At 68.2% G+C, this 26,442-nt stretch carries 26 protein-coding genes and 1 riboswitch; of the genes, 10 read left to right on the top strand and 16 right to left on the bottom strand.

Going from position 1 to position 26,442, the window contains the following annotated elements; translation table 11 throughout:
- The 3 genes from hpaD to CQ047_RS17240 all read left to right on the top strand — a co-directional run.
- A partial coding sequence (gene hpaD, locus CQ047_RS17250; RefSeq protein WP_105677176.1) for a 3,4-dihydroxyphenylacetate 2,3-dioxygenase occupies nucleotides 1–1,055 on the top strand: 1,055 nt, incomplete at its 5' end.
- A 149-nt stretch (nucleotides 1,056–1,204) separates the two neighbouring features.
- Nucleotides 1,205–1,990, top strand: coding sequence for a fumarylacetoacetate hydrolase family protein (locus tag CQ047_RS17245; protein WP_105677175.1), 786 nt, complete (start codon nucleotides 1,205–1,207; stop codon nucleotides 1,988–1,990).
- Complete coding sequence (locus CQ047_RS17240) at nucleotides 1,975–2,778, top strand: HpcH/HpaI aldolase/citrate lyase family protein (RefSeq protein ID WP_105677174.1); 804 nt, start codon at nucleotides 1,975–1,977, stop codon at nucleotides 2,776–2,778. Before CQ047_RS17245 ends, CQ047_RS17240 begins: the two co-directional genes overlap by 16 nt.
- Before the next feature lie 3 nt (nucleotides 2,779–2,781).
- Here CQ047_RS17240 and CQ047_RS17235 read toward each other — a convergent pair whose 3' ends face one another.
- The 6 genes from CQ047_RS17235 to CQ047_RS17210 all read right to left on the bottom strand — a co-directional run bounded on the left by CQ047_RS17235 (nucleotide 2,782) and on the right by CQ047_RS17210 (nucleotide 11,155).
- The gene (locus CQ047_RS17235) at nucleotides 2,782–3,948 is read right to left on the bottom strand and encodes an ROK family transcriptional regulator (RefSeq protein WP_105677172.1); all 1,167 of its coding nucleotides are present in this window, start codon (nucleotides 3,946–3,948) and stop codon (nucleotides 2,782–2,784) included.
- An 83-nt stretch (nucleotides 3,949–4,031) separates the two neighbouring features.
- Nucleotides 4,032–5,579: a glycoside hydrolase family 43 protein gene (locus CQ047_RS17230; RefSeq protein WP_105677171.1), complete on the bottom strand. Its 1,548-nt coding sequence runs from the start codon at nucleotides 5,577–5,579 to the stop codon at nucleotides 4,032–4,034.
- On the bottom strand, nucleotides 5,576–7,936 hold the full coding sequence (locus tag CQ047_RS17225) for a glycoside hydrolase family 3 N-terminal domain-containing protein (RefSeq protein WP_105677180.1): 2,361 nt from the start codon (nucleotides 7,934–7,936) through the stop codon (nucleotides 5,576–5,578). Before CQ047_RS17225 ends, CQ047_RS17230 begins: the two co-directional genes overlap by 4 nt.
- A gap of 29 nt (nucleotides 7,937–7,965) precedes the next feature.
- Nucleotides 7,966–8,856 (bottom strand): carbohydrate ABC transporter permease, encoded by an 891-nt coding sequence (locus CQ047_RS17220; protein ID WP_105677170.1) that lies wholly within the window; start codon nucleotides 8,854–8,856, stop codon nucleotides 7,966–7,968.
- Nucleotides 8,853–9,860, bottom strand: coding sequence for a carbohydrate ABC transporter permease (locus tag CQ047_RS17215; protein ID WP_105677168.1), 1,008 nt, complete (start codon nucleotides 9,858–9,860; stop codon nucleotides 8,853–8,855). Before CQ047_RS17215 ends, CQ047_RS17220 begins: the two co-directional genes overlap by 4 nt.
- Nucleotides 9,861–9,868: 8 nt before the next feature.
- Nucleotides 9,869–11,155 carry an ABC transporter substrate-binding protein gene (locus CQ047_RS17210; protein ID WP_105677166.1) on the bottom strand — a complete coding sequence of 429 codons (1,287 nt, stop codon included), beginning with the start codon at nucleotides 11,153–11,155 and terminating at the stop codon, nucleotides 9,869–9,871.
- A 146-nt stretch (nucleotides 11,156–11,301) separates the two neighbouring features.
- Between CQ047_RS17210 and CQ047_RS17205 the strand changes: the two genes are divergently transcribed.
- The 5 genes from CQ047_RS17205 (at nucleotide 11,302) to CQ047_RS17185 (ending at nucleotide 16,993) form a co-directional block, all read left to right on the top strand.
- Nucleotides 11,302–12,300, top strand: coding sequence for a LacI family DNA-binding transcriptional regulator (locus tag CQ047_RS17205; RefSeq protein ID WP_105677164.1), 999 nt, complete (start codon nucleotides 11,302–11,304; stop codon nucleotides 12,298–12,300).
- Nucleotides 12,301–12,412: 112 nt separating this feature from the next.
- A complete protein-coding gene (gene xylA / locus CQ047_RS17200) occupies nucleotides 12,413–13,603 on the top strand; it encodes a xylose isomerase (RefSeq protein ID WP_105677163.1) in 1,191 nt (396 codons plus the stop codon).
- Nucleotides 13,603–14,931 carry a xylulokinase gene (gene xylB, locus CQ047_RS17195; RefSeq protein WP_105677161.1) on the top strand — a complete coding sequence of 443 codons (1,329 nt, stop codon included), beginning with the start codon at nucleotides 13,603–13,605 and terminating at the stop codon, nucleotides 14,929–14,931. Before xylA ends, xylB begins: the two co-directional genes overlap by 1 nt.
- A gap of 70 nt (nucleotides 14,932–15,001) precedes the next feature.
- Nucleotides 15,002–16,228, top strand: coding sequence for an MFS transporter (locus CQ047_RS17190; protein ID WP_105677159.1), 1,227 nt, complete (start codon nucleotides 15,002–15,004; stop codon nucleotides 16,226–16,228).
- A 42-nt stretch (nucleotides 16,229–16,270) separates the two neighbouring features.
- Complete coding sequence (locus CQ047_RS17185) at nucleotides 16,271–16,993, top strand: DUF6882 domain-containing protein (protein ID WP_105677158.1); 723 nt, start codon at nucleotides 16,271–16,273, stop codon at nucleotides 16,991–16,993.
- Nucleotides 16,994–17,030: 37 nt separating this feature from the next.
- On the opposite strand, the gene CQ047_RS17180 is transcribed toward CQ047_RS17185, so the two are convergent.
- Entirely contained in the window at nucleotides 17,031–17,507 is a 477-nt protein-coding gene (locus CQ047_RS17180; protein ID WP_105677156.1) for a DUF4188 domain-containing protein, read from the bottom strand.
- Between the two features lie 66 nt (nucleotides 17,508–17,573).
- On the opposite strand from CQ047_RS17180, the gene CQ047_RS17175 reads away from it, so the two are divergent.
- Together CQ047_RS17175 and CQ047_RS17170 are read left to right on the top strand one after the other, a co-directional pair.
- Nucleotides 17,574–18,137, top strand: a complete 564-nt coding sequence (locus tag CQ047_RS17175) for a TetR/AcrR family transcriptional regulator (protein WP_258132730.1) — start codon at nucleotides 17,574–17,576, stop codon at nucleotides 18,135–18,137.
- A gap of 37 nt (nucleotides 18,138–18,174) precedes the next feature.
- Entirely contained in the window at nucleotides 18,175–18,726 is a 552-nt protein-coding gene (locus CQ047_RS17170; protein WP_105677178.1) for a phage holin family protein, read from the top strand.
- A gap of 107 nt (nucleotides 18,727–18,833) precedes the next feature.
- Here the strand turns inward: CQ047_RS17170 and CQ047_RS17165 are convergent, their stop codons facing one another.
- The 9 genes from CQ047_RS17165 to CQ047_RS18735 all read right to left on the bottom strand — a co-directional run bounded on the left by CQ047_RS17165 (nucleotide 18,834) and on the right by CQ047_RS18735 (nucleotide 26,321).
- The gene (locus tag CQ047_RS17165; RefSeq protein WP_105677152.1) at nucleotides 18,834–19,712 is read right to left on the bottom strand and encodes a bifunctional methylenetetrahydrofolate dehydrogenase/methenyltetrahydrofolate cyclohydrolase; all 879 of its coding nucleotides are present in this window, start codon (nucleotides 19,710–19,712) and stop codon (nucleotides 18,834–18,836) included.
- Nucleotides 19,713–19,880: 168 nt separating this feature from the next.
- A complete protein-coding gene (gene glyA, locus CQ047_RS17160) occupies nucleotides 19,881–21,155 on the bottom strand; it encodes a serine hydroxymethyltransferase (RefSeq protein ID WP_105677150.1) in 1,275 nt (424 codons plus the stop codon).
- 39 nt (nucleotides 21,156–21,194) lie between these two features.
- Nucleotides 21,195–21,279, bottom strand: a riboswitch (ZMP/ZTP riboswitch).
- Between the two features lie 47 nt (nucleotides 21,280–21,326).
- Nucleotides 21,327–21,914 carry a hypothetical protein gene (locus CQ047_RS17155; RefSeq protein ID WP_146114388.1) on the bottom strand — a complete coding sequence of 196 codons (588 nt, stop codon included), beginning with the start codon at nucleotides 21,912–21,914 and terminating at the stop codon, nucleotides 21,327–21,329.
- A 131-nt stretch (nucleotides 21,915–22,045) separates the two neighbouring features.
- Nucleotides 22,046–22,351 (bottom strand): hypothetical protein, encoded by a 306-nt coding sequence (locus CQ047_RS17150; protein ID WP_105677147.1) that lies wholly within the window; start codon nucleotides 22,349–22,351, stop codon nucleotides 22,046–22,048.
- Between the two features lie 65 nt (nucleotides 22,352–22,416).
- Nucleotides 22,417–22,914, bottom strand: coding sequence for a hypothetical protein (locus tag CQ047_RS17145; protein ID WP_146114387.1), 498 nt, complete (start codon nucleotides 22,912–22,914; stop codon nucleotides 22,417–22,419).
- A gap of 153 nt (nucleotides 22,915–23,067) precedes the next feature.
- On the bottom strand, nucleotides 23,068–23,421 hold the full coding sequence (locus CQ047_RS17140) for a hypothetical protein (RefSeq protein ID WP_146114386.1): 354 nt from the start codon (nucleotides 23,419–23,421) through the stop codon (nucleotides 23,068–23,070).
- A 96-nt stretch (nucleotides 23,422–23,517) separates the two neighbouring features.
- Nucleotides 23,518–23,808 carry a hypothetical protein gene (locus tag CQ047_RS17135; protein ID WP_105677142.1) on the bottom strand — a complete coding sequence of 97 codons (291 nt, stop codon included), beginning with the start codon at nucleotides 23,806–23,808 and terminating at the stop codon, nucleotides 23,518–23,520.
- Nucleotides 23,809–24,262: 454 nt separating this feature from the next.
- Nucleotides 24,263–25,477, bottom strand: a complete 1,215-nt coding sequence (locus CQ047_RS17130) for a DUF4240 domain-containing protein (RefSeq protein WP_105677140.1) — start codon at nucleotides 25,475–25,477, stop codon at nucleotides 24,263–24,265.
- A gap of 307 nt (nucleotides 25,478–25,784) precedes the next feature.
- A complete protein-coding gene (locus CQ047_RS18735) occupies nucleotides 25,785–26,321 on the bottom strand; it encodes a hypothetical protein (protein ID WP_146114384.1) in 537 nt (178 codons plus the stop codon).
- Between the last annotated feature and the right edge of the window lie 121 nt (nucleotides 26,322–26,442).

Below are 26,442 nucleotides of genomic sequence, written 5' to 3'. Positions count from 1 at the left end.
ACGTGCTGCGCTGCGCCTACATGGAGCTCGTGGTCACCGACCTCGCGGCATCCCGCCAGTTCTACGTCGACATCCTCGGCCTCTACGTGACGAGCGAGGACGACGAGGCGATCTACCTTCGCTCCACCGAGGAGTTCATCCACCACAACCTCGTGCTGCGCAAGGGCCCGATCGCCGCGGTCGCGGCCTTCTCGTACCGGGTCCGCTCGGCCGAGGACCTCGACCGCGCCGTCGAGTTCTACACGGAGCTCGGCTGCGACGTCCGTCGCAACCCCGACGGCTTCGTCAAGGGCATCGGCGACTCCGTCCGCGTGGTCGACCCTCTCGGCTTCCCGTACGAGTTCTTCTTCCAGACCGAGCACGTCGAGCGGATGTCGTGGCGCTACGACCTGCACATCCCCGGCGAGCTCGTGCGCCTCGACCACTTCAACCAGGTCACCCCCGATGTGCCGCGCGCGGTGAAGTTCATGCAGGACCTCGGCTTCCGCGTCACGGAGGACATCCAGGACGAGGAGGGCACCGTCTACGCCGCGTGGATGCGCCGCAAGCCGACCGTGCACGACACCGCCATGACCGGCGGCGACGGGCCCCGCATGCACCACGTGTGCTTCGCGACGCACGAGAAGCACAACATCCTCGCGATCTGCGACAAGCTCGGAGCCCTGCGCCGGTCCGACGCGATCGAGCGCGGGCCCGGCCGTCACGGCGTGAGCAACGCGTTCTACCTGTACCTGCGCGACCCCGACGGCCACCGCGTCGAGGTGTATACGCAGGACTACTACACGGGCGACCCCGACAACCCCGTCATCACGTGGGACGTGCACGACAACCAGCGCCGCGACTGGTGGGGCAACCCGGTCGTGCCGAGCTGGTACACGGATGCGAGCCTCGTGCTCGACCTCGACGGCAACCCGCAGCCGGTGGTCGCGCGCACCGACAGCTCCGAGATGGCCGTGACGATCGGCGCCGACGGGTTCAGCTACACCCGCCCGGACGACGAGGACGCGATGCCGGAGTGGAAGCAGGGCGAGTACAAGCTGGGGCACCAGCTCTAGATCGTCCGGTGGGGGCTCCGCGATGTTCCTCGTGAGGACAAGAGCGGGGGCCCCTACCCCGATTGTCCTCACGAGGAACATCGCTCCGCCCGCATCGTGCGGCGCATCAGACGCAGCCTGTGTCGGTGAGAAGTAGAAAGAAGGAACGGATGCTGTCAGCAGAGGACATCGCGACGATCGCGGCCGAGCTCGCCGAGGCCGATCGCACGCACGGGGTGATCCCGCGCATCACCGCGCGCTATCCCGCCGCGACGGTCGAGGACTCGTACGCGATCCAGGGCGTGTGGCGCGACTCGCAGATCGCCGCCGGCCGCCGGCTGGTCGGTCGCAAGATCGGCCTCACGTCGAAGGCGATGCAGCAGGCGACGGGCATCACCGAGCCCGACTACGGGGTGATGTTCGACGACACCGTGTACGAGTCCGGGGCCGACATCCCCACGGAGCACTTCTCCAACGTGCGCATCGAGGTCGAGCTCGCGTTCGTGCTGAAGCATCCGCTCGAAGGCCCGGACTGCACGCTGGAGGACGCCCTCGCCGCGATCGACTACGCCGTGCCCGCCCTCGAGGTGCTGAACTCGCACATCGAGCTGGAGGGGCGCACGATCGTCGACACGATCAGCGACAACGCCGCGTACGGGGCGATGGTCCTCGGCGACGTGCGCAAGCGCCCCGATGAGATCGATCTGCGCTGGGTCCCGGGGCTCCTCTTCAAGAACGGCGAGATCGAGGAGACCGGCGTCGCCGCCGGCGTGCTGAACCATCCAGCCACCGGCGTCGCCTGGTTGGCGAACAAGTTCCACCAGCACGGCGCGCGTCTCGAGCCGGGGGAGATCATCCTGGCAGGATCGTTCACGCGCCCGATGTGGGTGACGCGCGGCGATGAAGTGCTGTGCGACTACGGACCGATGGGAACGATCGCATGCCGATTCGTCTAGACGCCTCCTTCCGCGAGCAGCTCGCGGCATCCGACCGCTCGCTGATCGGGATGTGGGCCTGCTCCGGCAGCGCGATCGTCACCGAGGTGGCCGCGGGCTCGGGCCTCGACTGGCTGCTGATCGACATGGAGCACTCCGCGAACTCGCTGGAGAGCGTGCTCCTGCAGCTGCAGGTCGCCGCGGCCTACCCGATCGCCCCTGTCGTCCGCGTGCCCTCCAACGACACGGTCGCGATCAAGCAGGTCCTCGATCTCGGAGCGCAGAACATCATCGTTCCGATGGTGTCGTCCGCCGACGAGGCCCGCGCGGCCGTCGCCGCGACCCGCTACCCGCCGGAGGGCGTGCGCGGCGTCGGCAGCGCCCTCGCCCGCAGCGCCCGCTGGAACCGCGTCGACCGCTACCTGCAGGAATCCGCGGCGCACACGTCGCTGACGGTGCAGATCGAGACGGCAGCCGGAGTGGATGCCGCGGCGGAGATCGCCGCGGTCGACGGCGTCGACGCGGTCTTCGTCGGCCCGTCGGATCTGTCGGCGTCGATGGGCCTGCTCGGCCAGCAGACGCATCCCGACGTCGTCGCCGCGGTGGAGCGCGTGTTCGCCGCGGTGAAGGCCGCAGGGACCGCCGTGGGCGTGAACGCCTTCGATCCGACTGCCGCCGACGGGTACATCGCCGCCGGTGCCGACTTCGTCGCGGTCGGCGCCGATGTCGCGCTGCTCGCCCGCGCCTCCGAGGGACTCGCGAGCCGTTTCATCCCCGTCTCGGACGACACGCGGCGCGCCAGCTACTGACCGTCAGAATCGGAGCGGATCCGCCAGCAACGGAGCGAAGGCGGCCTCGGCGGCGCCGATCAGCAGACGATCGGCGCCGAGCCCTGCGGCCGTCACCTCCATCTGCTCCGCCGGCGCCTGCAGCGAGCGCGCCCGCACCTCGGCGTCGAAGCTCAGGGCGTCGCGGGCGCGCAGCATGGCGAGGAAGCCGCCCAGGACCACGATCGACGGATTCAGCACGTTGACCGCGTTCGCGAGCGCGGCCGTGAGCACGCGGCGCTGCCGGTCGATCTCGGCGATCACCTGCGGATCGCTCGTCGCCGAGAGCACCGCCGCGAGGGCGGTGTCGTCCACGGGGCCGAGCTGGGCGGCCTGCAGCAGGCGCGAGCGGTTGACCTCGTCTTCGAGGACGCCGCCGTCGGTGCGGCGGTCGTCGTCGGACAGGATGCCGGGGCGCGTCTGCCCCCACTCCCCTGCGTAACCCCCGGCGCCGCCGATGAGCCGGCCGTCCAGGATGAGCCCTCCGCCGATGCCGCTCGATCCGCCGTTGAGGTACACGACGTCCTCGTGAGCGCGCGCGGCTCCGAACAGGCGCTCGGCGCTCGCTCCGAGAGAGGCGTCGTTGCCGACGAAGACGGGGAGTCCGAGCGCCGTCGCGAGCGCATCGCCGATCGGAGCATCCCGCCACTCCAGGTGGGGGGCGAGTCGCACGATGCCGTCCTCGGCCCTGACCAGCCCCGGCACGGCGAGTCCGATGCCGATGATCCTCGCCGCCGGCCCGGACGACTCCCGCCACCGTCGTACGAAGCCCTCGACCGCCGCGGTGACGTCCTCGACGGAGGGAGGCTCGACGCACTCGACCCGTACGCGCTCGCGCACGCTGCCACCGAGGGCGATGACGCCGATCTCGATCGCGTCGACCTCGGGGTTGACCGCGATCGCGACGACCTGCTCGCTCGGCGCGACGATCGGCGAGGGGCGCCCCACTCGGCGGGTGGTGTCGGGCTCCTGCTCCACGACGAGTCCGTGCGAGACCAGCTCGGCGACGAGGTCGGCGACCGTCGACCTGTTCAGTCCCGTGTCGGCGGTGATGACCGCGCGGGATCGCGGGCCGTCGTGGTGCACGAGCCGAAGCACCTCGCCGAGGTTCGCCCGGCGCACTCCCTCGACTCCGGATGCTCGATCCGTCATCCCCCGCCTCCTCCGCGCGTCGTGCTGCTCCTGCCACGATATCCGCCCGACGGGCGCGCTCCGGTCAGGCCCGACCCTCGTGATCACCGGGGGACGTACTCGACGCGCTCGACGCGCATCGTCGAGTCGGTCGCCGCACCGTTCGACGTGCCGTGGACCCCGATCCAGAGTCCGAGGAAGCCGCCGGTCGCGATCGAGTCGAGCGTGCGTCCGTCTGCCGTGGCGACGGCGACGAGGTCGTCGCCCGACCTTCCCGCCCGCAGCTCGTAGTCCTGACCGCGCGCCCGCAGCATGAGAACGAGGTCCTCGTGCGGCGCTCCCGCGACGACCGCCTCCCCGATCACGCGCTCCGTTCCGGCGCTCCGGTGGATGGCGACCACGCGCGTTCCCTCCCCCGTGACGCCGATGGCGGACAGCCGCACGTGGTCGTCCTCCGACTGACGCACGACGAGTCCCGCCTCCTCGCCCTCGCGCAGATCGCAGGCGATGGTCGCCGTGACGTCGACGTCTCGATGCTGCTGCCGCACGCCGAGGAAGGCGCTGCGGGTGGCATCGGCGAGGGTCGCCGGGAGCAGCGGGAGCACCCACCCGTCGCCGTCGGCCGAGGCGATCTCCGAGGGCAGGGCGCGCACGGAGGTCCAGCGCGGATCGTTCGACGCGATGACTCCGCCGACGGGCGCCGCCGCCCGCGGCTGCGCGAACGGCACCTCGACCTCGTGCTCCACGCGACCGATGCCCGGTGCGAAGACCGGCCATCCGTCCTCCCAGATCACCGGCACCAGGAAGGTCTCCCTGCCGAGGTTGCAGTGGTAGCCGCCGTACGGACGCATGCCGAGCAGCACCGCCCACCAGCTGCCGTCCGCCGCCTCCACGAGGTCAGCGTGCCCGACCGCCGTGATGTCGACGCCGCGCCCGAGGTTCCGATGGGTGAGCACGGGGTTGCCCTTGCTGCCGCGGTACGGACCGGTGACGGCATCCGCCCTCGCCACGCTGATGGCATGGTGGAAGTCGGTTCCGCCCTCCGCGGCGAGCAGGTGGTAGGCCCCGGCCAGCCGGTAGAGGTGCGGACCCTCGGCCCACACCGCGCCCTGCACCGCCCCTCGCCACAGGACATGCTCCTCGGCCTCGAGGGTCATCGTGTGCGGGTCCAGCTCGCGCAGCCAGACCTCGGTCTGATCGTGCCATTCGGGCTGACGTGCCGGCCGCGTGCCGTGCACCCAGATGCGATCGTCGTCGTCGAAGAACACCGACGGATCGATCCCGTCGACGTCGAGCCAGACCGGATCGGACCAGGGGCCGGACGGATCCTCCGCCGTGACGACGAAGTTGCCGCCCCTTGCGTCGTCCTCCTGGTCCACGAGCGTGCACAGCAGCCAGAACCGACCGTCGTGGTGCCGGAGGGTCGGGGCGTAGAGGCCGCCCGACGAGCGGATCCCCTCGAGATCCAGCATCCCCGGCCGATCGATGACGTGCCCGACGACCTCCCAGTCGACGAGGTCGCGGCTGTGGAACACCGGGAGACCGGGCAGGTACTCGAACGTCGAGGTGACGAGGTAGTAGTCCTCGCCGACACGGCAGATCGTCGGATCGGGGTGGCACCCGGGCAGGATGGGGTTGCTCACCACCGTCATCGCGACACCGCGCGATCCACGATCATCTCCTCCGATGTCGCCACGCGTGCGTCCGCCGTCGTGACGGGGTGCGGCGCCCCCGTGATCCGCAGGGTCGCACGGGCCGTCGCCGTGCCCTCCTCGACGGATGCCGCGGCGTGCGCTCCTACCCAGACCTCGACGTCTCCGGGTTCGACCACACGGGTCATCGACCAGTCGCTGAAGGCGAATCGCTGGGTGGGGATGTCGAAGGTCACCCGCACCGACTCCCCGGCGTCGAGCGTCACCCGGCGGAACGCCAGGAGCTGGGCGACGGGTCTCGTGACGGATGCCACGACGTCGTGCCCGTACAGCTGCACGACGTGGGCGCCCGCCCGGCCGCCCGTGTTCGTCACCGTGACCGCGACCCGGAACGCTCCTCCGGCGGCCACCTCGTCGTCGGCATCGAGCCGATCGACCTCGAACCGCGTGTACGACAGGCCGAACCCGAACGGACGCACCGGAGTCGAATCGGTCGCCGTCACCTCCGAGGGGCCGCCCAGGCGAGGGTGCAGGTACGAGTAGGGCTGCGCTCCCGCAGACCGCGGCAGCGACACCGGGAGGCGCCCCGAGGGCACGACCCTTCCAGAGAGGACTCCGGCGAGCGCCGAGGCGCCCTCCTCTCCGGGGAAGAACGCCTGCAGCACGGCAGCCGGTGCAGACACAGCGTCCAGAGCCCAGCCGATCGCGTACGGGCGACCGGTCACGGCCACCATGACCACCGGCGTTCCCGTGCGCACCAGCGCCTCCACGAGCTCGCGCTGCACACCGGGCAGCTCGAGGCTCTCGGAGTCGTTGCCCTCGCCGACCGTGCCCCGCCCGAACAGCCCGGCCTGGTCGCCGACGACGACGATCGCCACGTCGGCCGCGCGCGCGACGTCGACCGCCTCCGCGAAGCCCGAGCGGTCGTCGCCCTCGACGTCACAGCCGTGCGCGGCGATCACCTCGACGCCGAGAGCATCCGCCTCCTCCGAGAACGCCTCGAGGAAGCTCGGGATGGAGAAGCCGATCGGATGCTCCGGATGATGCGCGAGCACGTGGTTGGCGAACGAATAGCAGCCCATCAGCGCCTCAGGGCGCGCGGAGTTGGGGCCGATCACGGCGATCTTCCCCAGAGGCGTCGCCGCATCGGCGAGAGGAAGGATGCCGTCGTTCGAGAGCAGCACCGCCGACTCCTCCGCGAGCCGTCGTGCGATGTCGCGATGGCGGGGCGAGTCGAGGTCGACTGCCGCGGGCGGCTCGCCGTCGAAGGCGTCGGGCTCCAGCAGCCCGAGCTCCTCCTTCTGGGACAGCGCGCGCAGGACCGCGCGGTCGACGAAGGCCTCATCGAGCGCCCCCGACAGGACGCGCTCCCGCAGCGGCGCCAGATACGCGTCTCCGCTCGGGAGCTCGACGTCGACCCCGGCCGTGAGGGCGGCCTCCGCCGCCTCTCCCCTGTCGCGCGCGATGCCGTGCATCATCTCCAGGAACGCGACGGCGAAGTAGTCCGCGACGACCACGCCGTCGAAGCCCCACGTCTCGCGCAGCAGGCCCGTGAGATGCTCGGCGCTGCTGCCCAGAGGCACCCCGTCGATCTCCGCATAGGAGTTCATCACCGAGCGCGCGCCGCCGTCGATCACCGCCATCTCGAACGGCGGGAGGAACACGTCGGCCACCTCCCTGGGTCCGGCGGAGACCGGCGCGTGGTTGCGCCCCGCACGCGATCCCGAGTACCCGACGAAGTGCTTGAGCGTCGCGTGCACACCGGCGGACTGCAGCCCGCGCACATACGCCGTGCCGGTCACCCCGACCACGTACGGATCCTCGGCGATGCACTCGTCCACCCGCCCCCACCGGGGGTCGCGGATGACGTCGAGCACCGGCGCCAGCCCCTGGTGGATGCCGAGGTCGCGCATGGTCTCGCCGATCGACGCCGCCATCTCCTCCACCAGCTCCGGGTCGAACGAGGCGCCCCAGGCGAGCGGCGTGGGGAAGGTCGCCGCCTTCCACGCGGCGAGCCCGGTGAGGCACTCCTCGTGCACGAGCGCGGGGATGCCCAGCCGGGTCTCCCGACGGAGGCGGCGCTGCTCCTCCCAGAGCCACGCCGCGCGCTCGGCGGCATCGACCGGGCGCGTGCCGTAGACGCGCGTGTAGTGGCCGATGCCGTCACGCGTGATCTCGGCCAGCGCCCCGGGGGCGGCCTTGCCTCCCATCTCGTTCTGCATGGGCGCCACCACCTCGCCGCCCTGGTCGATCCAGTAGCCGACGAGCTGCGCGAGCTTCTCGTCCAGCGTCATCCTGGCGAGCAGATCCCGCACCCGATCGGATGCGTGGGGGAATGCGGGGATGTCAGCGCTCATGTGCGCCTCCATTCGTGGTTCGTGGTCTCTCAGCCCTTGACCGCGCCGGTCAGACCGCCGACGATGCGGCGCTCGAACAGGCTGAAGAAGATCAGGGCGGGAAGCATGGACAGCGAGGTGTAGGCGAGCACGCGGGCGGTGTCGACCGAGTACTGCGAGGCGAAGTTCTGCACGCCGAGCGGAAGGGTGAACAGGCTCTGGTCGCTCAGGATGAACAGCGGGAGCATGTAGCCGTTCCACGCGCCGATGAAGGCGAGGATCCCGACCGTGATGACTCCCGGCAGGCTCAGCGGGATCACCATGCGCCAGAAGAACCCCAGACGGGATGCGCCGTCGATCGACGCCGCCTCCTCCAGCTCCTTCGGGATCGCCTTGAGGAACGGCACGAGGATGATGATCGTGGTCGGCAGGGCGAACGCGATCTGCGGAAGGATGATGCCCGCGAGGCTGTTCACCAGCCCCAGGTTGCGGATCAGCAGGTAGAGCGGCGTGATCGCGACGGTCACCGGGAACATCAGCCCCGCGGCGAACAGCGAGTACATGACGCCCTTGCCCGCGAAGTCGTAGCGCGCGATGACGTAGCTCGCCATGACGCCGAGGATCACGGCTCCCGCGGTGGTGCCGACGGCCGAGATCGTCGAGTTCAGCATCGCGGTCCAGAACTCGGAGCTGCCGAGCACGTCGGTGTAGTTCGCGAACTGCCACGGGGCGGGCCAGCCCGACGGATCCGTGGTGATCTGCGAGTTCGTGCGGAAGCCGCCGATGATGATGTAGAGGATCGGCGTCACGCAGACCGTGATCAGCACGAGGGCGACGAGGTACACGCCGGGGCTGCCCCAGCGCACCTCGGGGGCGGCGCGGCGGCGGCCCCTGGGCCCGATCGTCTGGATCGCGACGGAGGTCTTCAGGGTGTCGGTCATCGTCTGCGCGCCTTTCCGCTGTCTCCGGTGAGTGCGCCCTCGGTGTCACGCCGCAGCACGAAGCGCTGGTAGATGAGCGCCACGACCATGGAGATGAGGAAGAGCATCACGGCCACGGCGTTGCCGAAGCCGTAGTTCCCCGCCAGGTGGCCGTTCTGGTACATGTAGGTCGCCATCGTCGAGGTGCCGGCGGTCGCCGCGATGTACTGCCCCCAGATGATGTTGACGAGGTCGAACAGCTGGAGGGAGCCGATGATCGACAGGAACGCCCAGATGCGGATGGTCGGGCCGAGCAGGGGAAGCGTGATGCTCCACTGCGTCTTCCAGAACCCGGCTCCGTCGATCGCAGCCGCTTCGTAGAGCTCCTCGGGGATCGACTGCATCCCCGCCAGCATGAGGATGACGGCGAACCCGACGTACTTCCACGTGATGATGATCATCAGCGACCACATGGCGATCGCGGGGTCGGCGATCCACGAGTGCTGGAGCGCGCCGAGGCCCCACTTCTCCAGCAGGGAGTTGAGGGCGCCGGCGTCCTGCAGCATCAGGCTCCAGCCCGTGCCGACGACGACCTCCGCGATCACGTACGGGGCGAAGATCAGGACGCGGATGACAGATCGTCCGCGGATCTTCTGGTTGAGCAGCAGGGCGAAGAGGATCGCGACGGGCCCCTGCATGATCAGCGACAGGAAGATGATGATGAAGTTGTGCGACACGGCCGCGCGGAACGTCTCGTCCTGCAGCATGAGCACGTAGTTGTCGAGGCCGACGAACTCGGTCGGCCAGCCGAAGCCGTTCCACTTGAAGAATCCGTAGAACGCCGCCATCAGCACCGGGAAGATGACGAAGCCGACGAACACGAGGAGGGCAGGGCCCGAGAGGAGGGCGATCTCGCCGCGCTTGCGCCAGTCAGGGCGCGGCTTCCGCCGCCGTGGGGCCGACGATGCGCCGGCCCCACGGGAGCTCCCCTCAGGCGCCTGAGCGAGCGCCTGGGTGATGGTCATGGCGCGGGTCAGCCCCTGGCCGCCGCGTTCGCGAGGCTGTCGACGAGCTTCTTCGGGTCTCCCTGACCCGCGAGCATCTCCACGACGCCGGTGTTGAGCGCGTTGCCGACGTTCTGGCCGAGGGCCGTGTCCAGCCAGAGCGAGACGTACGGCGCCTTGCTGTACGCCTCCATGAGCGGGATCAGCGACGGATCGGTGACCGCGCCCATCGCGTCCTGAGAGGCCGGGATCGTCTGGAAGGCGACGGCGTAATTCTCCTGCCACTCCTTCGAGGAGACGAAGTTCAGGAACTTCTCGCAGGTGTCGGGCGAGTCGACGGAGCACGAGTATCCGTCCACGCCGCCCATCATGGCTCCGGGGGTTCCCTTGCCGCCGCTGACCTCGGGGAAGGGGAACCAGCCGAGGTCGGGAAGGGGCTTCTGGTCGGGCGTGAGGCTGGCGATCACACCGACGTTCCACGCCCCCATGAGCTCCATCGCCGCCTTGTGGTTGGCGACGAGACCTGCGGAGGAGTTCGCGCCCTGCTGCGCTGATGTCGTGAGGAACCCGTCGTTGAACGGCTCGGTCTCGGCGAAGTCGGCGAGGTTCTGCGCCGCGTCGAGCCAGCACTTGTCCGAGAAGTCCGGCTTGGTCGACAGGTTGGCGATCACGTCCTGGTCGCATGCGCGCACCGCGAAGAAGTAATACCAGTGCGCGGCCGGCCAGGCGTCCTTCGCGCCGAGTGCGATCGGGGCGACGCCCGACGCCTTCAGCTTGTCGACGGCGCCCTCGAGCTCGTCCATGCTGCTCGGCTCGCCGCTGATCCCCGCCGCGGCGAACAGGTCCTTGCTGTAGAACATGCCGCCGGGGAGCACCGCGCTGGGCATGCCGTAGATCTTGCCGTCGACGGTGAAGGCGCTGAACGGCGCGTCGCCGAAGGCCGACTTCACGTCGGCGTCGATGAGCTTCGTGAGGTCCTTGACCTTGCCGGCCTTCACGACGTCGGCGAGCTTGCCGCCTCCGCGTGCCATGAAGATGTCGGGCATGTCGCCGGAGTTGACGGCGGTCTGGAGCTTGCCGTCCATGTCCTCGTTCTGGATCGAGGTGACCTTGACCGTGACCTCGGGGTTGGCCTTGTGGAATGCGGCCGCAGCGTCCTCCCAGTACTGCTTGCCCGCACCGGTGGTCGAGTTGTGCCACATCGTGAGCGTGCTGCCGTCATCGGCGCCGCCTCCCCCGCCCGCGCACCCGGTCAACCCGAGCGCCCCCAGCGTCACGATGGCCGCCCCCGCAGCCCACGCTTTGCGCATCTTCATGCTGTGTCTCCTCTTCATCGAGTTCCGTGCAGCAGAGCGAACCTATTTGTTGTCAGCCACACCAATGTGTTGTGCGCCCACTCTGGCACCTGGACGAGATCGTGTCAAACGATATCGATAACGTTTTCCATGATTAGTCTGTTCTGATGAACGCACGCACCACGATCACCGACGTCGCCCGCGCAGCAGGAGTGTCCGTGGCGACGGTGTCGAAGGCCATCAACGGCCGAGACGGCGTGTCCGCGGAGACCCACGCTCGGATCCTCCGCGTCGTCGCCGAACTCGGATACGAGAGCTCCCTGGTGGCGACGTCGATGAGGAGAGGGCGCACGAACGTCATCGGCGTGCTCGTCGCCGAGTTCGAGCCCTTCGCGCTGCAGCTTCTGCGCGGCGTCTCCACCGCGCTGCAGGACACGCCGTACGACGTGCTCGCGTACGCGGGAAGCGTCTCGGCGGGCGAGCACCTCGGCTGGGAGCGCCGCTCCCTCTCCCGTCTGGGCGGGACGCTCATCGACGGGGCGATCCTGGTGACACCGACCACGACTCCCCCGCAGGCCGCGGTGCCGATCGTGGCGGTGGACCCGCACGAGGGGCCGCACGGAACGGCGACGGTCGCGGTGCACAACGTCGAGGGCGCACGCACGGCGACGGAGCACCTCATCTCCCTCGGGCACCGCAGGATCGCGCACCTGCGCGGCCGCTCCGATCTCGAGTCGGCGCAGCAGCGCGAGGCGGGCTACCGCTCGGCGCTGGGCGCGGCCGGCATCCCGTTCGATCCGTCCCTCGTGGTCGACGGCGGCTACCGCACCGCGAGCGCGACCGCCGGCGCCCACGCCATCCTGGATCTCCCCGAGCGGCCGACCGCGGTGTTCGCCGCCAACGACCTCACGGCGCTCGAGGCCATGCGCGTCGCCGCCGAACGCGGCCTGCGCGTGCCCGACGACCTCTCCGTCGTCGGGTTCGACGACATCCCCGAGGCGTCGTCGAACAACCCGCAGCTCACGACCGTGCGGCAGCCCCTCGCAGAGATGGGGGCGGCGGCGGTCGGCGTGCTGCTGGGGATGCTGCGCGGCGAGGACCCCGCGCACATCAGGATGCACGCCGAGCTCGTGGTGCGCAGTTCGACGGCGCCGATCGGCAGCTGACCGCACCCCCGGGCGCAGGATCGCAGCGAACAGACACGTTGCGGAGGCCACCCACCCCTGATATGTTCCTGGCAACAACAATTCGCCCTCACCGTGGAAAGCGATCCGAGCCATGTCCCTCACCCCCACCCGCGACGACAAGTTCTCCTTCGGACTCTGGACCGTCGGCTACAACGGCACCGATCCCTTCGGCGGACCGACCAGGCCGCACCTCGACGTCGTGCACGCCGTCGAGCGACTCGCGGAGCTCGGCGCCTACGGCCTGACCTTCCACGACGACGACCTGTTCGCCTTCGGCTCCACCGACGCCGAGCGTCAGACGCAGATCGACCGCCTCACCGGCGCACTGGCCGACACCGGGCTGATCGTGCCGATGGTCACCACGAACCTCTTCAGCGCACCGGTCTTCAAGGACGGCGGCTTCACCTCCAACGACCGCCAGGTGCGCCGGTTCGCGCTGCGCAAGGTGCTGCGCAACCTCGACCTCGCCGCCGAGCTCGGCGCCAAGACCTTCGTCATGTGGGGCGGCCGCGAGGGCGCGGAGTACGACTCGGCGAAGGATGTCCGCGCAGCTCTCGAGCGCTACCGCGAGGCCGTCAACCTGCTCGGCGACTACGTCACCGACAAGGGCTACGACATCCGCTTCGCGATCGAGCCCAAGCCCAACGAGCCGCGCGGCGACATCCTGCTGCCCACGCTCGGCCACGCGATCGCGTTCATCGACTCCCTCGAGCGCCCCGAGCTCGTCGGCGTGAACCCCGAGGTCGGTCACGAGCAGATGGCGGGACTCAACTTCACCGCGGGGATCGCGCAGGCCCTGTTCCACGGCAAGCTGTTCCACATCGACCTCAACGGCCAGCGCGGCATCAAGTACGACCAGGACCTGGTGTTCGGCCACGGCGACCTGCACAACGCGTTCTCGCTCGTCGACCTGCTCGAGAACGGCGGCCCGAACGGCGTCCCCGCCTACGACGGCCCTCGGCACTTCGACTACAAGCCGAGCCGCACCGAAGACGAGACCGGGGTCTGGGACTCCGCCGCCGCGAACATGCGCACCTACCTGCTGCTCAAGGAGCGGGCAGCGGCGTTCCGCGCCGACCCCGAGGTGCAGGAGGCTCTGGCCGCGGCGAAGGTCGCCGAGCTCGCGGCTCCGACCCTGAACGAGGGCGAGTCCTACGACGATCTGCTCGCCGACCGCAGCGCCTACGAGGACTTCGACGCCGACGCGTATCTCGGCGGCAAGGGCTTCGGCTTCGTCCGGCTGCAGCAGCTCGCCACCGAGCACCTGCTCGGCGCGCGCTGATGGCACTGGTCGCGGGCGTCGACTCGTCGACGCAGAGCTGCAAGGTCGTCGTCCGCGACCTCGACACCGGTGCGGTCGTGCGCACCGGCCGTGCACCCCATCCCGCCGGCACAGAGGTCGACCCCGCGGCATGGTGGGCGGCGCTGCGAACGGCACTGGCGGATGCCGGCGGACTCGACGACGTGTCAGCGATCGGCATCGGCGGGCAGCAGCACGGACTGGTCGCGCTCGACGAGTCCGGCCGAGTGATCCGCCCCGCCCTCCTGTGGAACGACACCCGCTCGGCGCAGGCCGCGGCCGATCTCACGGCAGAGGTCGGCGCCTCCGAGTTCGCGTCCCGCACGGGTCTGGTGCCCGTCGCGTCGTTCACCGTCACGAAGCTCCGATGGCTGGCCGACGCCGAGCCGCAGAACGCCGCCCGTGTGGCGGCCGTGGCCCTCCCCCACGATTGGCTGACCTGGCGCCTGCGCGGGTACGGCCCTGCCGACGAGTCCGACCTCGGCCCCGCACTCGGCGAGCTCGTCACCGACCGCTCCGACGCGAGCGGGACGGGCTACTTCGACCCCGTCCGCGACGTCTACGACCGCGAGCTGCTGTCGCTCGCTCTCCGCAGGGACGCGTCGGATGTGGTGCTCCCCCGGGTGCTCGGGCCCTCGGAGCACGTGCAGGGTTCCGGTGGGCTCGTGGTGTCGGCGGGTGCGGGCGACAACGCCGCCGCCGCGCTCGGCATGGGCGCGCGCACGGGCGACGTGGGCGTGTCCATCGGCACGAGCGGCACGATCTTCGCCGTGACCGATGCGCCGATCTTCGACGTCTCCGGCACCGTCGCAGGGTTCGCGGATGCCGCGGGCGGCCGCCTCCCGATCGTCACGACCCTCAACGCCGCGCGCGTGTTCGACGTGACGGCCGCCCTGCTCGGCGTGGACCTCGAGGAGTTCTCGCGGCTCGCCCTGCAGGCGGAACCCGGTGCCGGTGGACTGTCCCTGCAGCCGTGGTTCGAGGGCGAGCGGACCCCGAATCGGCCGGACGCGACCGCGACCCTCTCGGGCATGACGCTCGCGTCGACCCGTCGCGAGAACCTGGCGCGGGCCGCGGTCGAGGGCGTGATCGGCGGTCTCGCGTTCGGCCTCGGCGCCATCCGCGACCTCGGCGTCCGCACGGAGCGCGTGCTGCTCATCGGCGGCGGCGCGCAGAGCCCCGCCGTCGCGGCCGTCGCCCGCGAGGTGTTCGACATCCCGGTCGTGGTGCCGGAGCCGGGCGAGTACGTCGCCCTCGGCGCCGCCGTGCAGGCGGCCTGGGCCCTCGCCGGCATCCGTCCGTCCTGGTAGACGCCGTCCGACCCTCCTCGCCGCGCGTCGCGTGGCAGGATGGTCGGATGCAGAGACGCGAGGACCGCCGATGACGCGCGTGCTCGCCGCGATGCAGGATGCCGGATTCCGCTGGTTCTTCCTGGCGAGGGCGATCACGATGATCGCCGGATCCATGTCGTCGATCGCGCTCGCCTTCGCCGTGCTGGAGATCGACAACGACGCCCGCTCGCTGTCGCTCGTGCTCGCCGCCTTCACGGTCAGCAACATCGTCTTCCTCCTCTTCGGCGGCGTGATCGCCGACCGGCTCCCCCGAGCGCTGATCATCCAGTCGTGCTACGTCATCGACATCCTGACCATCGGGGCGATGGCCGCCCTGCTGTTCACCGGAACGGCGACCGTGCCGATGCTCGCCCTGCTCTCCGTGCTGAACGGGGCGTCCACGGCCTTCGTCCTGCCCGCCATGCAGGGGATCATCCCGCAGCTCGCCTCGCCGGAGCATCTGCAGCAGGCGAACGCGATGCTCTCGTTCGTGCGCTCGGCCACCACCATCGGCGGCCCCATCATCGCCGGAATCGTCGTCGCATCGGCGGGCCCCGCCTGGGCGATGGTCGTGCAGGCGATCGGGTGGGTGATCGCGATCCCCGTGCTGGCGATGGTCCGCCTTCCTCCGCCGGCGCACGGCGGAGGGACGACGCTGTTCCAGGATCTCCGCACCGGCTGGCACGAGTTCCGCACCAGGACCTGGCTGTGGGTGGTCGTGCTGGCGTTCATGGTGATGAACGCCATCCATGTCGGCGCGTGGGGAGTCGTCGGCCCGTACATCGCGAAGAACGACCCCCGTCTCGGCATCACCGGCTGGGGCTGGGTGGTCAGCGCGGAGGGCGTCGGCATCCTCGTGATGACCCTCATCCTCATGTGGTTCCCGCTGAACCGACCGCTCCGCTACGGGATGATCGGCATGGCCGCGTTCGCGATCCCGCTCACCGTGCTCGGCGTCCACCCCGCCGTCGTCCTGCTCGCGATCGCGGCCTTCGTGGCCGGCGCCGGCGCCGAGGTGTTCAGCACCGGGTGGAATCTCGCGATGATGGAGAACGTGCCGGGCGAGACGCTCTCCCGCGTGTCCAGCTACGACATGCTCGGCAGCTTCGTGGCCATGCCGATCGGCACGCTGATCTACGGCTGGCTGATCACCCACAGCGACGTCGAGACCGTGCTGGTCACGTCCGGCATCCTCTATGCGAGCATCGCGCTGATGACTCTGGCCGTGCCGCGCGTGCGGCGCATGGGGCGTCCGGATGGCGCCGTGACGACATGAGCGCTCTGGCGGATTCATAGCAATCCGGGCGAGACTGGGGGCATGACCTTCGCCGCGCTCCAGCCGCTCGCCGACCGCTCCGCCCTCTTCACCGCGCTCCGTCAGGATGCCCTCGCCACGGCGACGGACGAGCTCGGCGACCACCGCTGGGATGCCGACATGACGGCGGGCACGATCACCTTCACCGCGAACGCCGATCCGTCGCGCACGCTGGTGACGACGGCCCATCTGATCGCGACGATCGCACCCGGGCCGCGGTCGCTGCTGTGGGCGTGGGCGCACCCGCAGGGTGACGCGCAGGGCGTCGCCGCGCAGCTCCGCGACTACGGCGTCGAGCACGGACTCGCCGAGCTGGCGGAGCCGGAGCTCCCCTTCCCGGCGGACGCCTCCGGCGACGAGGAGTGGATCGCCGCAGCCGCGCACACGATCGCGGGCGTCGCGGTGGAGATCACCGGACGCTCGCCCTACTACTCCGCCCCGATCTCCGGCGGCACCAGGGCCGTCTTCCTCCTCGACGCGCCCGTGCCCGCCCTGACCGTGGCATCGGCGACCACTGCGCTCCCCCGCATCCTCTCCGGTCTGGCTCTGCCCGACGCCAGGACCGCCGTGTGGGACCTCGCCCGCCTCGCCGGCTGGAACCTCGCCTGGACCGATGACGCCTACACCGGCGCCACGATCACCGACGCGACGGCATCTGTCACGTTCCGCTTCGACGAGAGCGCGCGCATCACGAACATCGAGGGCACGCTGCAGCCCCAGGGCTGAGATGAGGGGTGGAGGCCGCGGCATCCACCCACCTCCGTCACCGCCCGAGTCGCTGTCGCGCGGTCTTCATGCCCGGGCCGACGGGCACGTGCGTGGTTGCCGCGGCCAGCCCGAACGCGGGCATGTCGACGTACACGGCCTCGAGATCGGCGACGGGCACCTGATACGTCTCGTGCCAGACGCCGACGCTGCCCGACCCCTGCAGCGAGCGCATGAAGTCACGCCACGGCTGCAGGTGCGGGGCGTCGCGGTCGGCGGCGAAGCGCTGCAGATGCTCGGGGCTCTCCCAGTAGGAGAGCAGGATGGTCGTGCGCCCGAACCAGTTGTGGGCGCCGAGCATCCCCGCCTCCGGATGGGTGGCGAGGTGCCGCAGCATCGGCGGCATCTTGCTGGCCGTCCACCATACCTTCCCCAGCTGCCACCAGCGGTTGGCCCGCATGCCGATGACGAAGACGGTGATGTCAGACCGGTCGGGTGCTGCCGTGTAGCGACCGGGGAAGACCTGCTGAGTCATGCGATTCTCCTTGGAACGTTGTTATGTAACTACGTTATGAAACAACGTTACGATAGACTTCCCTCCATGGCAAGACCTGTCTCCTACGACGACGCTCTCCGCGACCGACTGCTCGACGTCACGGCGGAGATGGTCGACGCGAAGGGCCCGGAGCGCATCAGCCTCCGCGACATCGCCCAGTCAGCCGGCACCTCGACCTCGGCCGTCTACTCCCTCTTCGGCGGCAAGGCGCAGCTGCTGGTCGCCGTGATCGAGCACGGCTTCGCGTCGTTCGGAGCCGCTCAGGCCGCAACCGAGCCGGAGGGGCTCCGCGCCCTCGGATACGCGTACCGAGGGTGGGCGAAGGCCAACCCCGCCCTCTACCGTCTGATGTTCGGCGGAGCGATCACGACCGTCGAGGACTGCGCTCCGGATGCCGCCACCACCTCCACCGCGATGGCTCCGCTCGTGCGCGTCCTCGCGGCGCGCGTGCCGGAGGATCAGGTGATGGCTGCCGCCGTCACGGTGTGGGCGCAGGTGCACGGCGCCGTGAGCCTCGAACTCGCCGGAGTCGCGCCAGAGGTGCCCGACTGGGATGCCGTCTACGACGCCGTGGTCGACGCGGTGGAGCGCTCCTTCCCGCGCGCGTGAGGTGCCGCACGGCGCGCAGATGTGGAAGTCTGGTCGCATGAAGAACGGAATCGTCCGGTTCGCCGCGCTCTACGTGTTCAACGTCGCGGTCCTCCTGCTCATCGGCCTGCTGTTCAGCGGCGTCCGCGTGGGTTTCAACGCGCTGTGGGCGGCCGTGATCCTCACCCTCGCCGCGCTGTTCGTGAAGCCCGTGCTCGGCTCCGCGTTCCGGAAGTCCGCCGCGAAGTCGTCGGCCAGCCGTACGAAGGTCGGCGAGAAGACCGTGCAGTACGTGCTCGTCTACGTCGTCGAGCTCATCGTCTGGGTGCTGACGGTATGGCTGAGCGGGGTGCGCGCGTCGGGCTTCTGGGCGTTCGTCCTGCCTCCGCTGATCCTGCTCTTCGGCTGGATGATCTACGACCAGTTCGACGACAGGCTGCGCGCCAAGGCGGGCGAGGTGTACGACACCGTCTCCGCGAAGATCTCGAAGAGGTCGGATGCCGCGGCATCCGCTCCCACCCCCGACTCCCCCGCGACGACCGAGGCGCGCCAGGAGCTGAACGACGGCCTCACCCCCGAGCAGCGCCGCATGCTCGACGAGCTCGGCTGATCCGCGCCGCGGAGCAGCCCGGTCGTTGAGCGAGAACGCGCAGCGGCCGAGCGCCGTGCTGAGCGAGCGCAGCGAGTCGAGGTGACGAAACGCCGCCCCGAGACGCGTCAGACGAGCCGCTCGGCCGCCTCGACCACGTTCGTCATGAGCAGCGCGACGGTCATCGGTCCGACGCCGCCGGGGTTCGGGGAGAGGAAGCCGGCGACCTCGGCCACGTCGGGATGCACGTCGCCGAAGACGAGGCTCTTGCCGGTCTCGGCATCCGTCTCGCGCGTCACGCCCACGTCGAGCACGGCGGCTCCGGGCTTGACGTCTTCGGCGCGGATCAGGTGCTTGACCCCGGCGCCGGCGACGATCACGTCGGCCTGGCGGAGGTACGGCGACATGTCGGGCGTGCCCGTGTGCACCTGCGTGACGGTGGCGTTGATGTCGCGGCGGGTGAGCAGGAGGCCGATCGGGCGGCCGATGGTGACGCCGCGTCCGACCACGACGACGTGCTTTCCCTTGAGGTCGTAGTCGTTGCGCAGCAGCAGTTCGATGACGCCGCGCGGGGTGCAGGGCAGCGGCGTGTGGATCGGGTTGTTCACGTTGAGCACGAGACGACCGAGGTTGGTCGGGTGCAGGCCGTCTGCGTCCTTCGCCGGGTCGATGCGCTCGAGGATCGCGTCGGTGTCGAGGTGCTTCGGCAGCGGCAGCTGCACGATGTAGCCGTGGCAGTCGGGGTCGGCGTTGAGCTCGTCGATCAGCGCCTCGACGTCGGCCTGCGAGGCATCGGCGGGGAGCTCGCGCTGGATCGAGTTCATCCCGATCGCCTCGGACTGACGGTGCTTCATGCCGACGTAGAGCTGCGACGCCGGGTCGGCGCCGACGAGCACCGTGGCGATGCCGGGGACGATGCCCTTCTCCCTGAGCGCGGCGACGCGCTCGGTGAGCTCGGCCTTGATGGATGCTGCGGCGGCCTTGCCGTCGAGGATCTTCGCGGTCATGCTGTCTCTTCTCTTCCTTGCGTTCGCCGTTCGGGGCGGTGTCCGCCCTCGTCGAGTTCTCGTGCTTTCGCCGAGTGCACGGCTCGTTCGCGTGAACGGGCCGTGCACTCGGCGGCTTCTCGTGCACTCGGCAGCATCCCGTGCAGTCACGGACGGGATGCCGCGGGCTTACTGCTGCAGGTCGGGGTACAGCGGGAAGGCCGCGGCGAGCGCGTCGACGCGGGCACGGAGCGCCTCGACGTCGGCGCCGGGCTGCAGCGCGAGAGCGATGACGTCGGCGACCTCGGTGAACTCGGCGTCGCCGAAGCCGCGCGTCGCGAGCGCCGGGGTGCCGATGCGCAGACCCGAGGTGACCATCGGCGGGCGCGGGTCGTTCGGCACCGCGTTGCGGTTCACGGTGATGTGGATGTCGTGCAGGAGGTCTTCGGCCTGCTTGCCGTCGATCTCGGCGTCGCGCAGGTCGACGAGCACGAGGTGCACGTCGGTGCCGCCGGAGCGCACGGCGATGCCGGCATCCTTCACGTCCTGCTGAGACAGACGCTCCGCGATGATGGCGGCGCCGCGCAGCACGCGCTCCTGACGCTCCTTGAACTCCGGGGTGCCGGCGAGCTTGAACGCCGTCGCCTTGGCGGCGATCACGTGCATGAGCGGTCCGCCCTGCTGTCCGGGGAAGACGGCGGAGTTGATCTTCTTCGCGATCTCGGCGTCGTTGGTGAGGATGAAGCCGGAGCGGGGTCCGCCGATGGTCTTGTGCACGGTCGAGGAGACGACGTGCGCGTGCGGCACCGGGTTCGGGTGCAGCCCGGCGGCGACGAGGCCGGCGAAGTGCGCCATGTCGACCCAGAGGAGCGCGCCGACCTCGTCGGCGATCTCGCGGAACGCGGCGAAGTCGAGGGTGCGCGGGTAGGCCGACCAGCCGGCGATGATGACCTTCGGCTTGTGCTCGATGGCGAGGCGGCGGACCTCGTCCATGTCGATGGTCGAGGTCTCGGGGTTCACCCCGTAGGCGACGATGTTGTAGAGACGGCCGGAGAAGTTGATCTTCATGCCGTGGGTGAGGTGGCCGCCCTGGTCGAGCGAGAGGCCGAGCAGCGTGTCGCCGGGGCGGGCGATCGCGTGCAGCACGGCGGCGTTGGCCGAGGCGCCGGAGTGCGGCTGGACGTTCGCGAACTCCGAGCCGAACAGGCTCTTGGCGCGGGCGATCGCGAGCTCTTCCGCGACGTCGACCTCCTCGCAGCCGCCGTAGTAGCGGCGGCCGGGGTAGCCTTCGGCGTACTTGTTCGTGAGCACCGAGCCCTGCGACTGCAGCACGGAGACGGGCACGAAGTTCTCGGATGCGATCATCTCGAGGAACGTCTGCTGGCGCTTGAGCTCCCGGTCGAGGACCTCGGCGATCTCGGGGTCGACCTCGGCGAGCGGGGCGTTGAAGTAACGGTCGGTCATGTGACGTGCTCCTCTGACAACGGATTCGAAAGGGGTGCTTCCATCGGCCCAGGCGCGCGGTCGAATTCCGTGGTCAGTCGCTCCCCGGTGGTAGTCCACCCAGACGCCAGTCGCGACGGTTACGAGCATAGCGGATGCCGCGGCTGTCGAGCGCGGAGATGACGTCAGGTCCTACCCCTGTTCGTGCGACAGAGGGACCCCGAGGCCGCACTCGCCGTGGCCGTATCTGAGCGCCAGCGGAATGGTCTGCTCGGACGACATCTCCCCGAAACCCCAGAGGAGGCTCAGCGCCACGATCTTCCCTTCCGATGCCGGAAGGTCGATGGCGGCGACAAGGGTTCCGCTCTCCGCCCCGACGGCGCCGAACCGTCGACTCGCGTCATCAGCGTCGTGCAGCAGCGCATCGAGCTCAGCATCCTCCAGACCGTCGAGTCGGACATCGTCGAGCAGGACCGCCGCCGACTCGACGGACCCCTGGGAGTCGCGGACCATCGACGTCTCGAACAGCGTGCCGTCCACGAGCGCGACGAGGCCGACGGCGACGTAGAGCCGCTCTCCGTCTTCGGCCATACGACACTCGCCGGAGGTGGGCGCAACGACGTCGAGATGCCCCGGCGTGAAGTACAGACGAAACGCCAGGATCACGAAGAATCCGACACCCAGAATCGTGAGGATGATGAAGACCTTCGCCGTCCGGCGCCAGAAGCGCAGACGTTCGACGAGGCTCTCGGACTCATCGTTCTGTGCTCGTTCCACCACCACGGCATTCCTCCGGCCAGGATCGCCACGCGACCTCTGAGCCCACGGTAATGACTGAGCGAGACGAACGGTGCGTTCGGGACGCGACCGTTATGGTCGCGGGCCTCATCGGGTGCCGTCGGGCCTGGGGGTCAGTTGAGGTCGAACAGGGCGCTGACGTCGAACCAGGGGATCCTCTGAGTACTGATCGTGCTCATGCCCGACATGCGCACGAAGGATGGCCGGACTTCCCGACGCATCAGCCAACGGAACGGACCGTTCGACAGCGCCGCGATCAGGTTCGCGTCATACCAGGCGACAGCCTGCTTTAGAGACGCCTTCTGAGCCCACGAGTGAACCAGGAGCCAGGCCAAGAAGGCGCTGGGAATCACAACCCACAGCGCGAGCCCGCGAAAGAAGAGGAAGAGCAGCCAACCTAGCCCCTCGGGGAAGCTCATCCTCTTGGCTCCTTCCGCGCGTTGGTCCTGCCGCGAATCGCGCCCCGTTTGCGGTTCGCTCATGATCACGCGCCGGCCGCGTAGGTCGCGAGAAGCAGGATGCCGAACACGACCGCGATCGCACCGTACGTGGCGAGGACGGTTCCGCCGCCCATCCTCACTCGATCACGTGTGGGCATTGTCAGTAAGCCGGAGGAATCGTGCTGCCAGCTCGACCTGTCCTTCCATGCCTGCCAGATGAAGCGCAGGCCGAACAGCATCCCAGCACTGCCTGTGATGATGAGCGCGATGCTGAGCACAATGCCCCCTGCTCCGAGGATCTCGGAGAGAGCGGTCAGGGCACGCAAGAAGTTGTCCTCACGGCTCCGAAAGGACGTCAGCGGCGTCAGGATCAGGAGGCCGGCGCCGATGAGCAGCTGCATCACGGAGATCAGGACCGAGTAGGTCGTCGCGGACATCCGGGAGCCCTTGACGATTCCGGCCTGCGACATGTTGGCAGCAACCCGACGCCGCCCCAGGAGCATGACCGCGCCCGCGGTCAGAAACAGGATGCCGATGGCCATGAGGATTCCGGACACCACCGACATGCTTGCCCCCTCGGTCACCGCTGACGCTCGTATCTGGACGATAGCAGCGGTCGTCACCAGTACGCCCCCAAGCAGCTTTCTGTAGTGGTGGTTCAGGAGCAGATCCGGAAAGGAGGCTTCGAGGCGTTCTTACTCCGACGGCAGAGAACCCGCCTCCGCCAGCGCCCGCTCGCGTTCGACTTCCTCGCGCCAGAAAATGGCGTGATCCTTCGCCTTCACCCAGAAGACGAAGCTGGGCACGCCGAGCATCAGGAAGGGCAGTACGAACGCCGGGCCATTCAGCGAGACTCCTCTCACCAAGGAAACGATCTCGAACAGGACCAGGACTACCCCGAGCACAATGCAGATGGCGGCAAGAGTTCGATAGAGCAACCAGCGCCGGCGGATCTGACGGCTGTCGCGAAAGTCGTATCCGCCGAACATGGCCGTGGCGAGTGCGTGCCACCGACTCCGCGGCCCCTTCACGCCGTCTTGCGTCTTCAAGCCCTGCTCACCCCCACGAGCGCCTCTTATCAGGACTCGATCGTATGTCCCCGGCGAAGTCGACATCACGGGAGTCCGTCGAGTTGTGGTCCACGGCTACGACCCCGCCCCCTCGTCGTCATCGGCCTGCTCCGCGACGCCTGCCGCGATCGCGGCCTCGAACGCCGCTTCGCTCGCGTCGAGGTCTCCCCTCTCGTGTTCGACATCGGCAAGGTCGAGGTACGCACGCGGTTCACCGGCTTCTGCCGCAGCACGGAGCACATCCGCGGCAGCATCGAGGTCCCCGGCCGCGCGCAAGGCATCGCTCAGCTGCCAGCCGGTCGTGGGGTCAAGGGCGTACGCATGCTCAAGTACTGCCCGTCCGGCGTCGTCGGAGCCGAACTCCAACTCCAACTTGCCTGTCGATGGTCAGCGCCGCCCGCAGCACTCTATGAACTTGATTGCGCTGAGCCACTATCCAAGTTCTGCAGGGTTCGACCCATCCATCCCACTCTGTGTGAGATGTTGGCCATGTCTACCAGTCTGACGTATCGAGCAGTCGGCATGTACTTACCCGCACGCACTCCGACGAGTCCCGTAGCAAGAGATAGAAAGATATTCCAGTCGTATCAACCCAGGCACGCACCATAACTGGCCCTCTGTCGCCACGAGTGGACGAAGATCCATCCAAGAAAGGTTGCGGGTATCAATACCAGCAGATACAACCCTCTGAATGCACAGAGAGCGAACAGGACAATGACGTCAAAGATGACGATCATGGCAAGGCTCTCGATCCCGCGGATCGGGGCGTAAGCCTTGGCGGGAGTTCATGTCCAACAGAAGTACCCGATCTCTCCACGCGCTACTCGCCGGCCTTCCGCATCCCGGCCGAAGCGAGCTCGCCCGTGTAGTACCTCTGGACATACTCATCCATGCTCAATCGACTACGTCGAGTCCCTCCGGCGATCTGATGCCCAGTCGCGACGCCGTCGATTCCCGGAGCGTAGGTGACGACGTTGGGATGCAGCGTCTCTCCATCGCGCAGCCGGGCACGCACGTAGGCGACGACTTCCTCACGCGCGGTCTCGTTGTTCCCCTGCACGACACACCCCATCATCTCGCGCACAGTTCCCTCCGCCGTGGTCGCGTACGCCAACCAAACTATGAATCGTCGTTGACTCCACGGGCCAAGACGCAACCGAGATAACTGAATGTCATATGAGAAAGGACCAGGACTCGGAATCGACGCCCACGGATCCGGCAACGGATCGGGCGCATCGGGCCAGTACAGCGGGTTCGTGCCCGTCTCGATAGACGCATCCGGTTCAGGCACCCTGGAGACGGAAGCATCTTCCGCGACACCTAGCAATGCTTCACCGCTAGCGCCATCGGCATCCCTGCCAGGTCGCGGATGCTCTACGCGGTCGCGGAACACCTCGCGACCCGCCGCCACGATCTCGCATCGGTAGTACAACGACGCATCCGCACTGATCACACGCTCCTCCCCCTCTCCCACACCGACGGTATTGAGGGGCTGGTCAAGCTCACGCAACCGCGCGACCAACGTGTCACGGAAGAAGAGAACATCCCGATACGGCAACGCCTCCAATGCCTCCGTCAACTCCGCGATCTTCTCGTCCTCCAACGACCCGCCGAGACGGTCGATCAGAGACCAGAAGCGATCGTTGTCCATCAATGGCCGCGCTGGAGCATCCTTCCCGGTCTCCGGGATCTCGACGGTTCCAACTACCGAGTCCACCCAGGCAACCGGATCCTTGAACGCTGTAGGAAGCACCCGATCCTGAACCAGTACGGGACCCCATTCGGAAGGGACGGGGAAGTTCCACGCCGCCAGCACCCGGAACTCACCCCCAGGCGGCGCGCCAACCCCCGACCAATCATCCTCGTCACGCTGGAACAGCACGAGGTCGTCGAATCGCCGCCCCCTACGGAACACCACGCGCACCGCATGACCCTCCGAGATACGCCCCCCGAAGAACCCGTGAGCTTCCAAGGCCCCCAATCCACCGACACCGTCGGCGCGCTCCATCAATTCTTCCGGCGTCAGGTGTTTCATATCCACTCCTATTTGCAGCTATCCCCTTGCCCCGGCCGACACACACCGTGTTTGTCAACATACGCAATGATATTGCTAGGTTGAAAAACTCGTAAACCGTGATGTTTCGCATCGTCGACCTAAAGGTGTTCCGAGTCACGAGTCCCGCAGTGTTCTTGATCACCTTTGGGACACGCTCAAAGCCCCCACTTCGATCAAAGCATTCACCCCATCACCTCTCCCATGCGGGTATATAGAGGACGGCGTGCGGGCAGACGGAAGGTAAGGGCGGAGGATTGACTCTAGTGACGCCGAACTCACATGGCGCTTATTCACGCCCAGTTGTTGAGTAAATGCGATAGATGACGGCCTCAATTTCCTTTCGAGTCAAACCGATACGCCATGTCACCCCGCTAGGCTTCAGCGGTCGCATACGAAACACCTCTCCGCTTGAGAGCTCTATCGCAAGCAGAGGATAACAGCCTATGAAGGCCCATTCACCACGAATATCTCTTACGTCTGTCAAATATGTACTCGCTACGGGTGTATCTCTTGCACCTTTGGGGATTCTCAACACGCACACCCGACCATCTCGAACTGAGATGCAGCCTTCTTCGAAGTCGACAAGCGGCTGTCCAAGACCATTTTGCATCTGCGCATGATCGAACGCGACAGCTGGGACAGATTTGTTGAGGGAAAGCTCTAGTGCGTATGTACGCACTCGTCGGTTACGCGTAAGAATAACTGCAACGTAGGCGATGTCAATTGCGCTCACGATTAATACACCCAAGCGCACATCAGATCCGAGAGAGGCCGAAGCGAGGAGGAAGAACAAAGCCACACCAGTAATGACAAGGAAGATCACCCACGCACAGTAGTCCGCGAGTCGCATGTGCGGAATTATGGGTTTCAAATGTGTGGCCTTCCATCCGAGGGAACAAGCTGCCATATAGCAAACTGAGATATTGAGAAAATGGTGCCACCTA

The organism is Microbacterium sp. MYb72 (assembly GCF_002979415.1).
In the GTDB taxonomy this organism is placed as follows: Bacteria; Actinomycetota; Actinomycetes; order Actinomycetales; family Microbacteriaceae; genus Microbacterium; species Microbacterium natoriense.
Note: the sequence above shows the minus strand (reverse complement) of the source record. Positions and strands in the feature narration are given on the sequence as shown.

What these genes read in the sequence shown, in the direction of transcription:
- CQ047_RS17245 (WP_105677175.1), top strand. Translation starts at nt 1,205, where the DNA reads ATGCTGTCAGCAGAGGACATCGCGACGATCGCGGCCGAGCTCGCCGAG.
- CQ047_RS17240 (WP_105677174.1), top strand. Translation starts at nt 1,975, where the DNA reads ATGCCGATTCGTCTAGACGCCTCCTTCCGCGAGCAGCTCGCGGCATCC.
- CQ047_RS17235 (WP_105677172.1), bottom strand. Translation starts at nt 3,948, where the DNA reads ATGACGGATCGAGCATCCGGAGTCGAGGGAGTGCGCCGGGCGAACCTC.
- CQ047_RS17230 (WP_105677171.1), bottom strand. Translation starts at nt 5,579, where the DNA reads ATGACGGTGGTGAGCAACCCCATCCTGCCCGGGTGCCACCCCGATCCG.
- CQ047_RS17225 (WP_105677180.1), bottom strand. Translation starts at nt 7,936, where the DNA reads ATGAGCGCTGACATCCCCGCATTCCCCCACGCATCCGATCGGGTGCGG.
- CQ047_RS17220 (WP_105677170.1), bottom strand. Translation starts at nt 8,856, where the DNA reads ATGACCGACACCCTGAAGACCTCCGTCGCGATCCAGACGATCGGGCCC.
- CQ047_RS17215 (WP_105677168.1), bottom strand. Translation starts at nt 9,860, where the DNA reads ATGACCATCACCCAGGCGCTCGCTCAGGCGCCTGAGGGGAGCTCCCGT.
- CQ047_RS17210 (WP_105677166.1), bottom strand. Translation starts at nt 11,155, where the DNA reads ATGAAGATGCGCAAAGCGTGGGCTGCGGGGGCGGCCATCGTGACGCTG.
- CQ047_RS17205 (WP_105677164.1), top strand. Translation starts at nt 11,302, where the DNA reads ATGAACGCACGCACCACGATCACCGACGTCGCCCGCGCAGCAGGAGTG.
- xylA (WP_105677163.1), top strand. Translation starts at nt 12,413, where the DNA reads ATGTCCCTCACCCCCACCCGCGACGACAAGTTCTCCTTCGGACTCTGG.
- xylB (WP_105677161.1), top strand. Translation starts at nt 13,603, where the DNA reads ATGGCACTGGTCGCGGGCGTCGACTCGTCGACGCAGAGCTGCAAGGTC.
- CQ047_RS17190 (WP_105677159.1), top strand. Translation starts at nt 15,002, where the DNA reads ATGACGCGCGTGCTCGCCGCGATGCAGGATGCCGGATTCCGCTGGTTC.
- CQ047_RS17185 (WP_105677158.1), top strand. Translation starts at nt 16,271, where the DNA reads ATGACCTTCGCCGCGCTCCAGCCGCTCGCCGACCGCTCCGCCCTCTTC.
- CQ047_RS17180 (WP_105677156.1), bottom strand. Translation starts at nt 17,507, where the DNA reads ATGACTCAGCAGGTCTTCCCCGGTCGCTACACGGCAGCACCCGACCGG.
- CQ047_RS17175 (WP_258132730.1), top strand. Translation starts at nt 17,574, where the DNA reads ATGGCAAGACCTGTCTCCTACGACGACGCTCTCCGCGACCGACTGCTC.
- CQ047_RS17170 (WP_105677178.1), top strand. Translation starts at nt 18,175, where the DNA reads ATGAAGAACGGAATCGTCCGGTTCGCCGCGCTCTACGTGTTCAACGTC.
- CQ047_RS17165 (WP_105677152.1), bottom strand. Translation starts at nt 19,712, where the DNA reads ATGACCGCGAAGATCCTCGACGGCAAGGCCGCCGCAGCATCCATCAAG.
- glyA (WP_105677150.1), bottom strand. Translation starts at nt 21,155, where the DNA reads ATGACCGACCGTTACTTCAACGCCCCGCTCGCCGAGGTCGACCCCGAG.
- CQ047_RS17150 (WP_105677147.1), bottom strand. Translation starts at nt 22,351, where the DNA reads ATGAGCTTCCCCGAGGGGCTAGGTTGGCTGCTCTTCCTCTTCTTTCGC.
- CQ047_RS17145 (WP_146114387.1), bottom strand. Translation starts at nt 22,914, where the DNA reads ATGGCCATCGGCATCCTGTTTCTGACCGCGGGCGCGGTCATGCTCCTG.
- CQ047_RS17130 (WP_105677140.1), bottom strand. Translation starts at nt 25,477, where the DNA reads ATGAAACACCTGACGCCGGAAGAATTGATGGAGCGCGCCGACGGTGTC.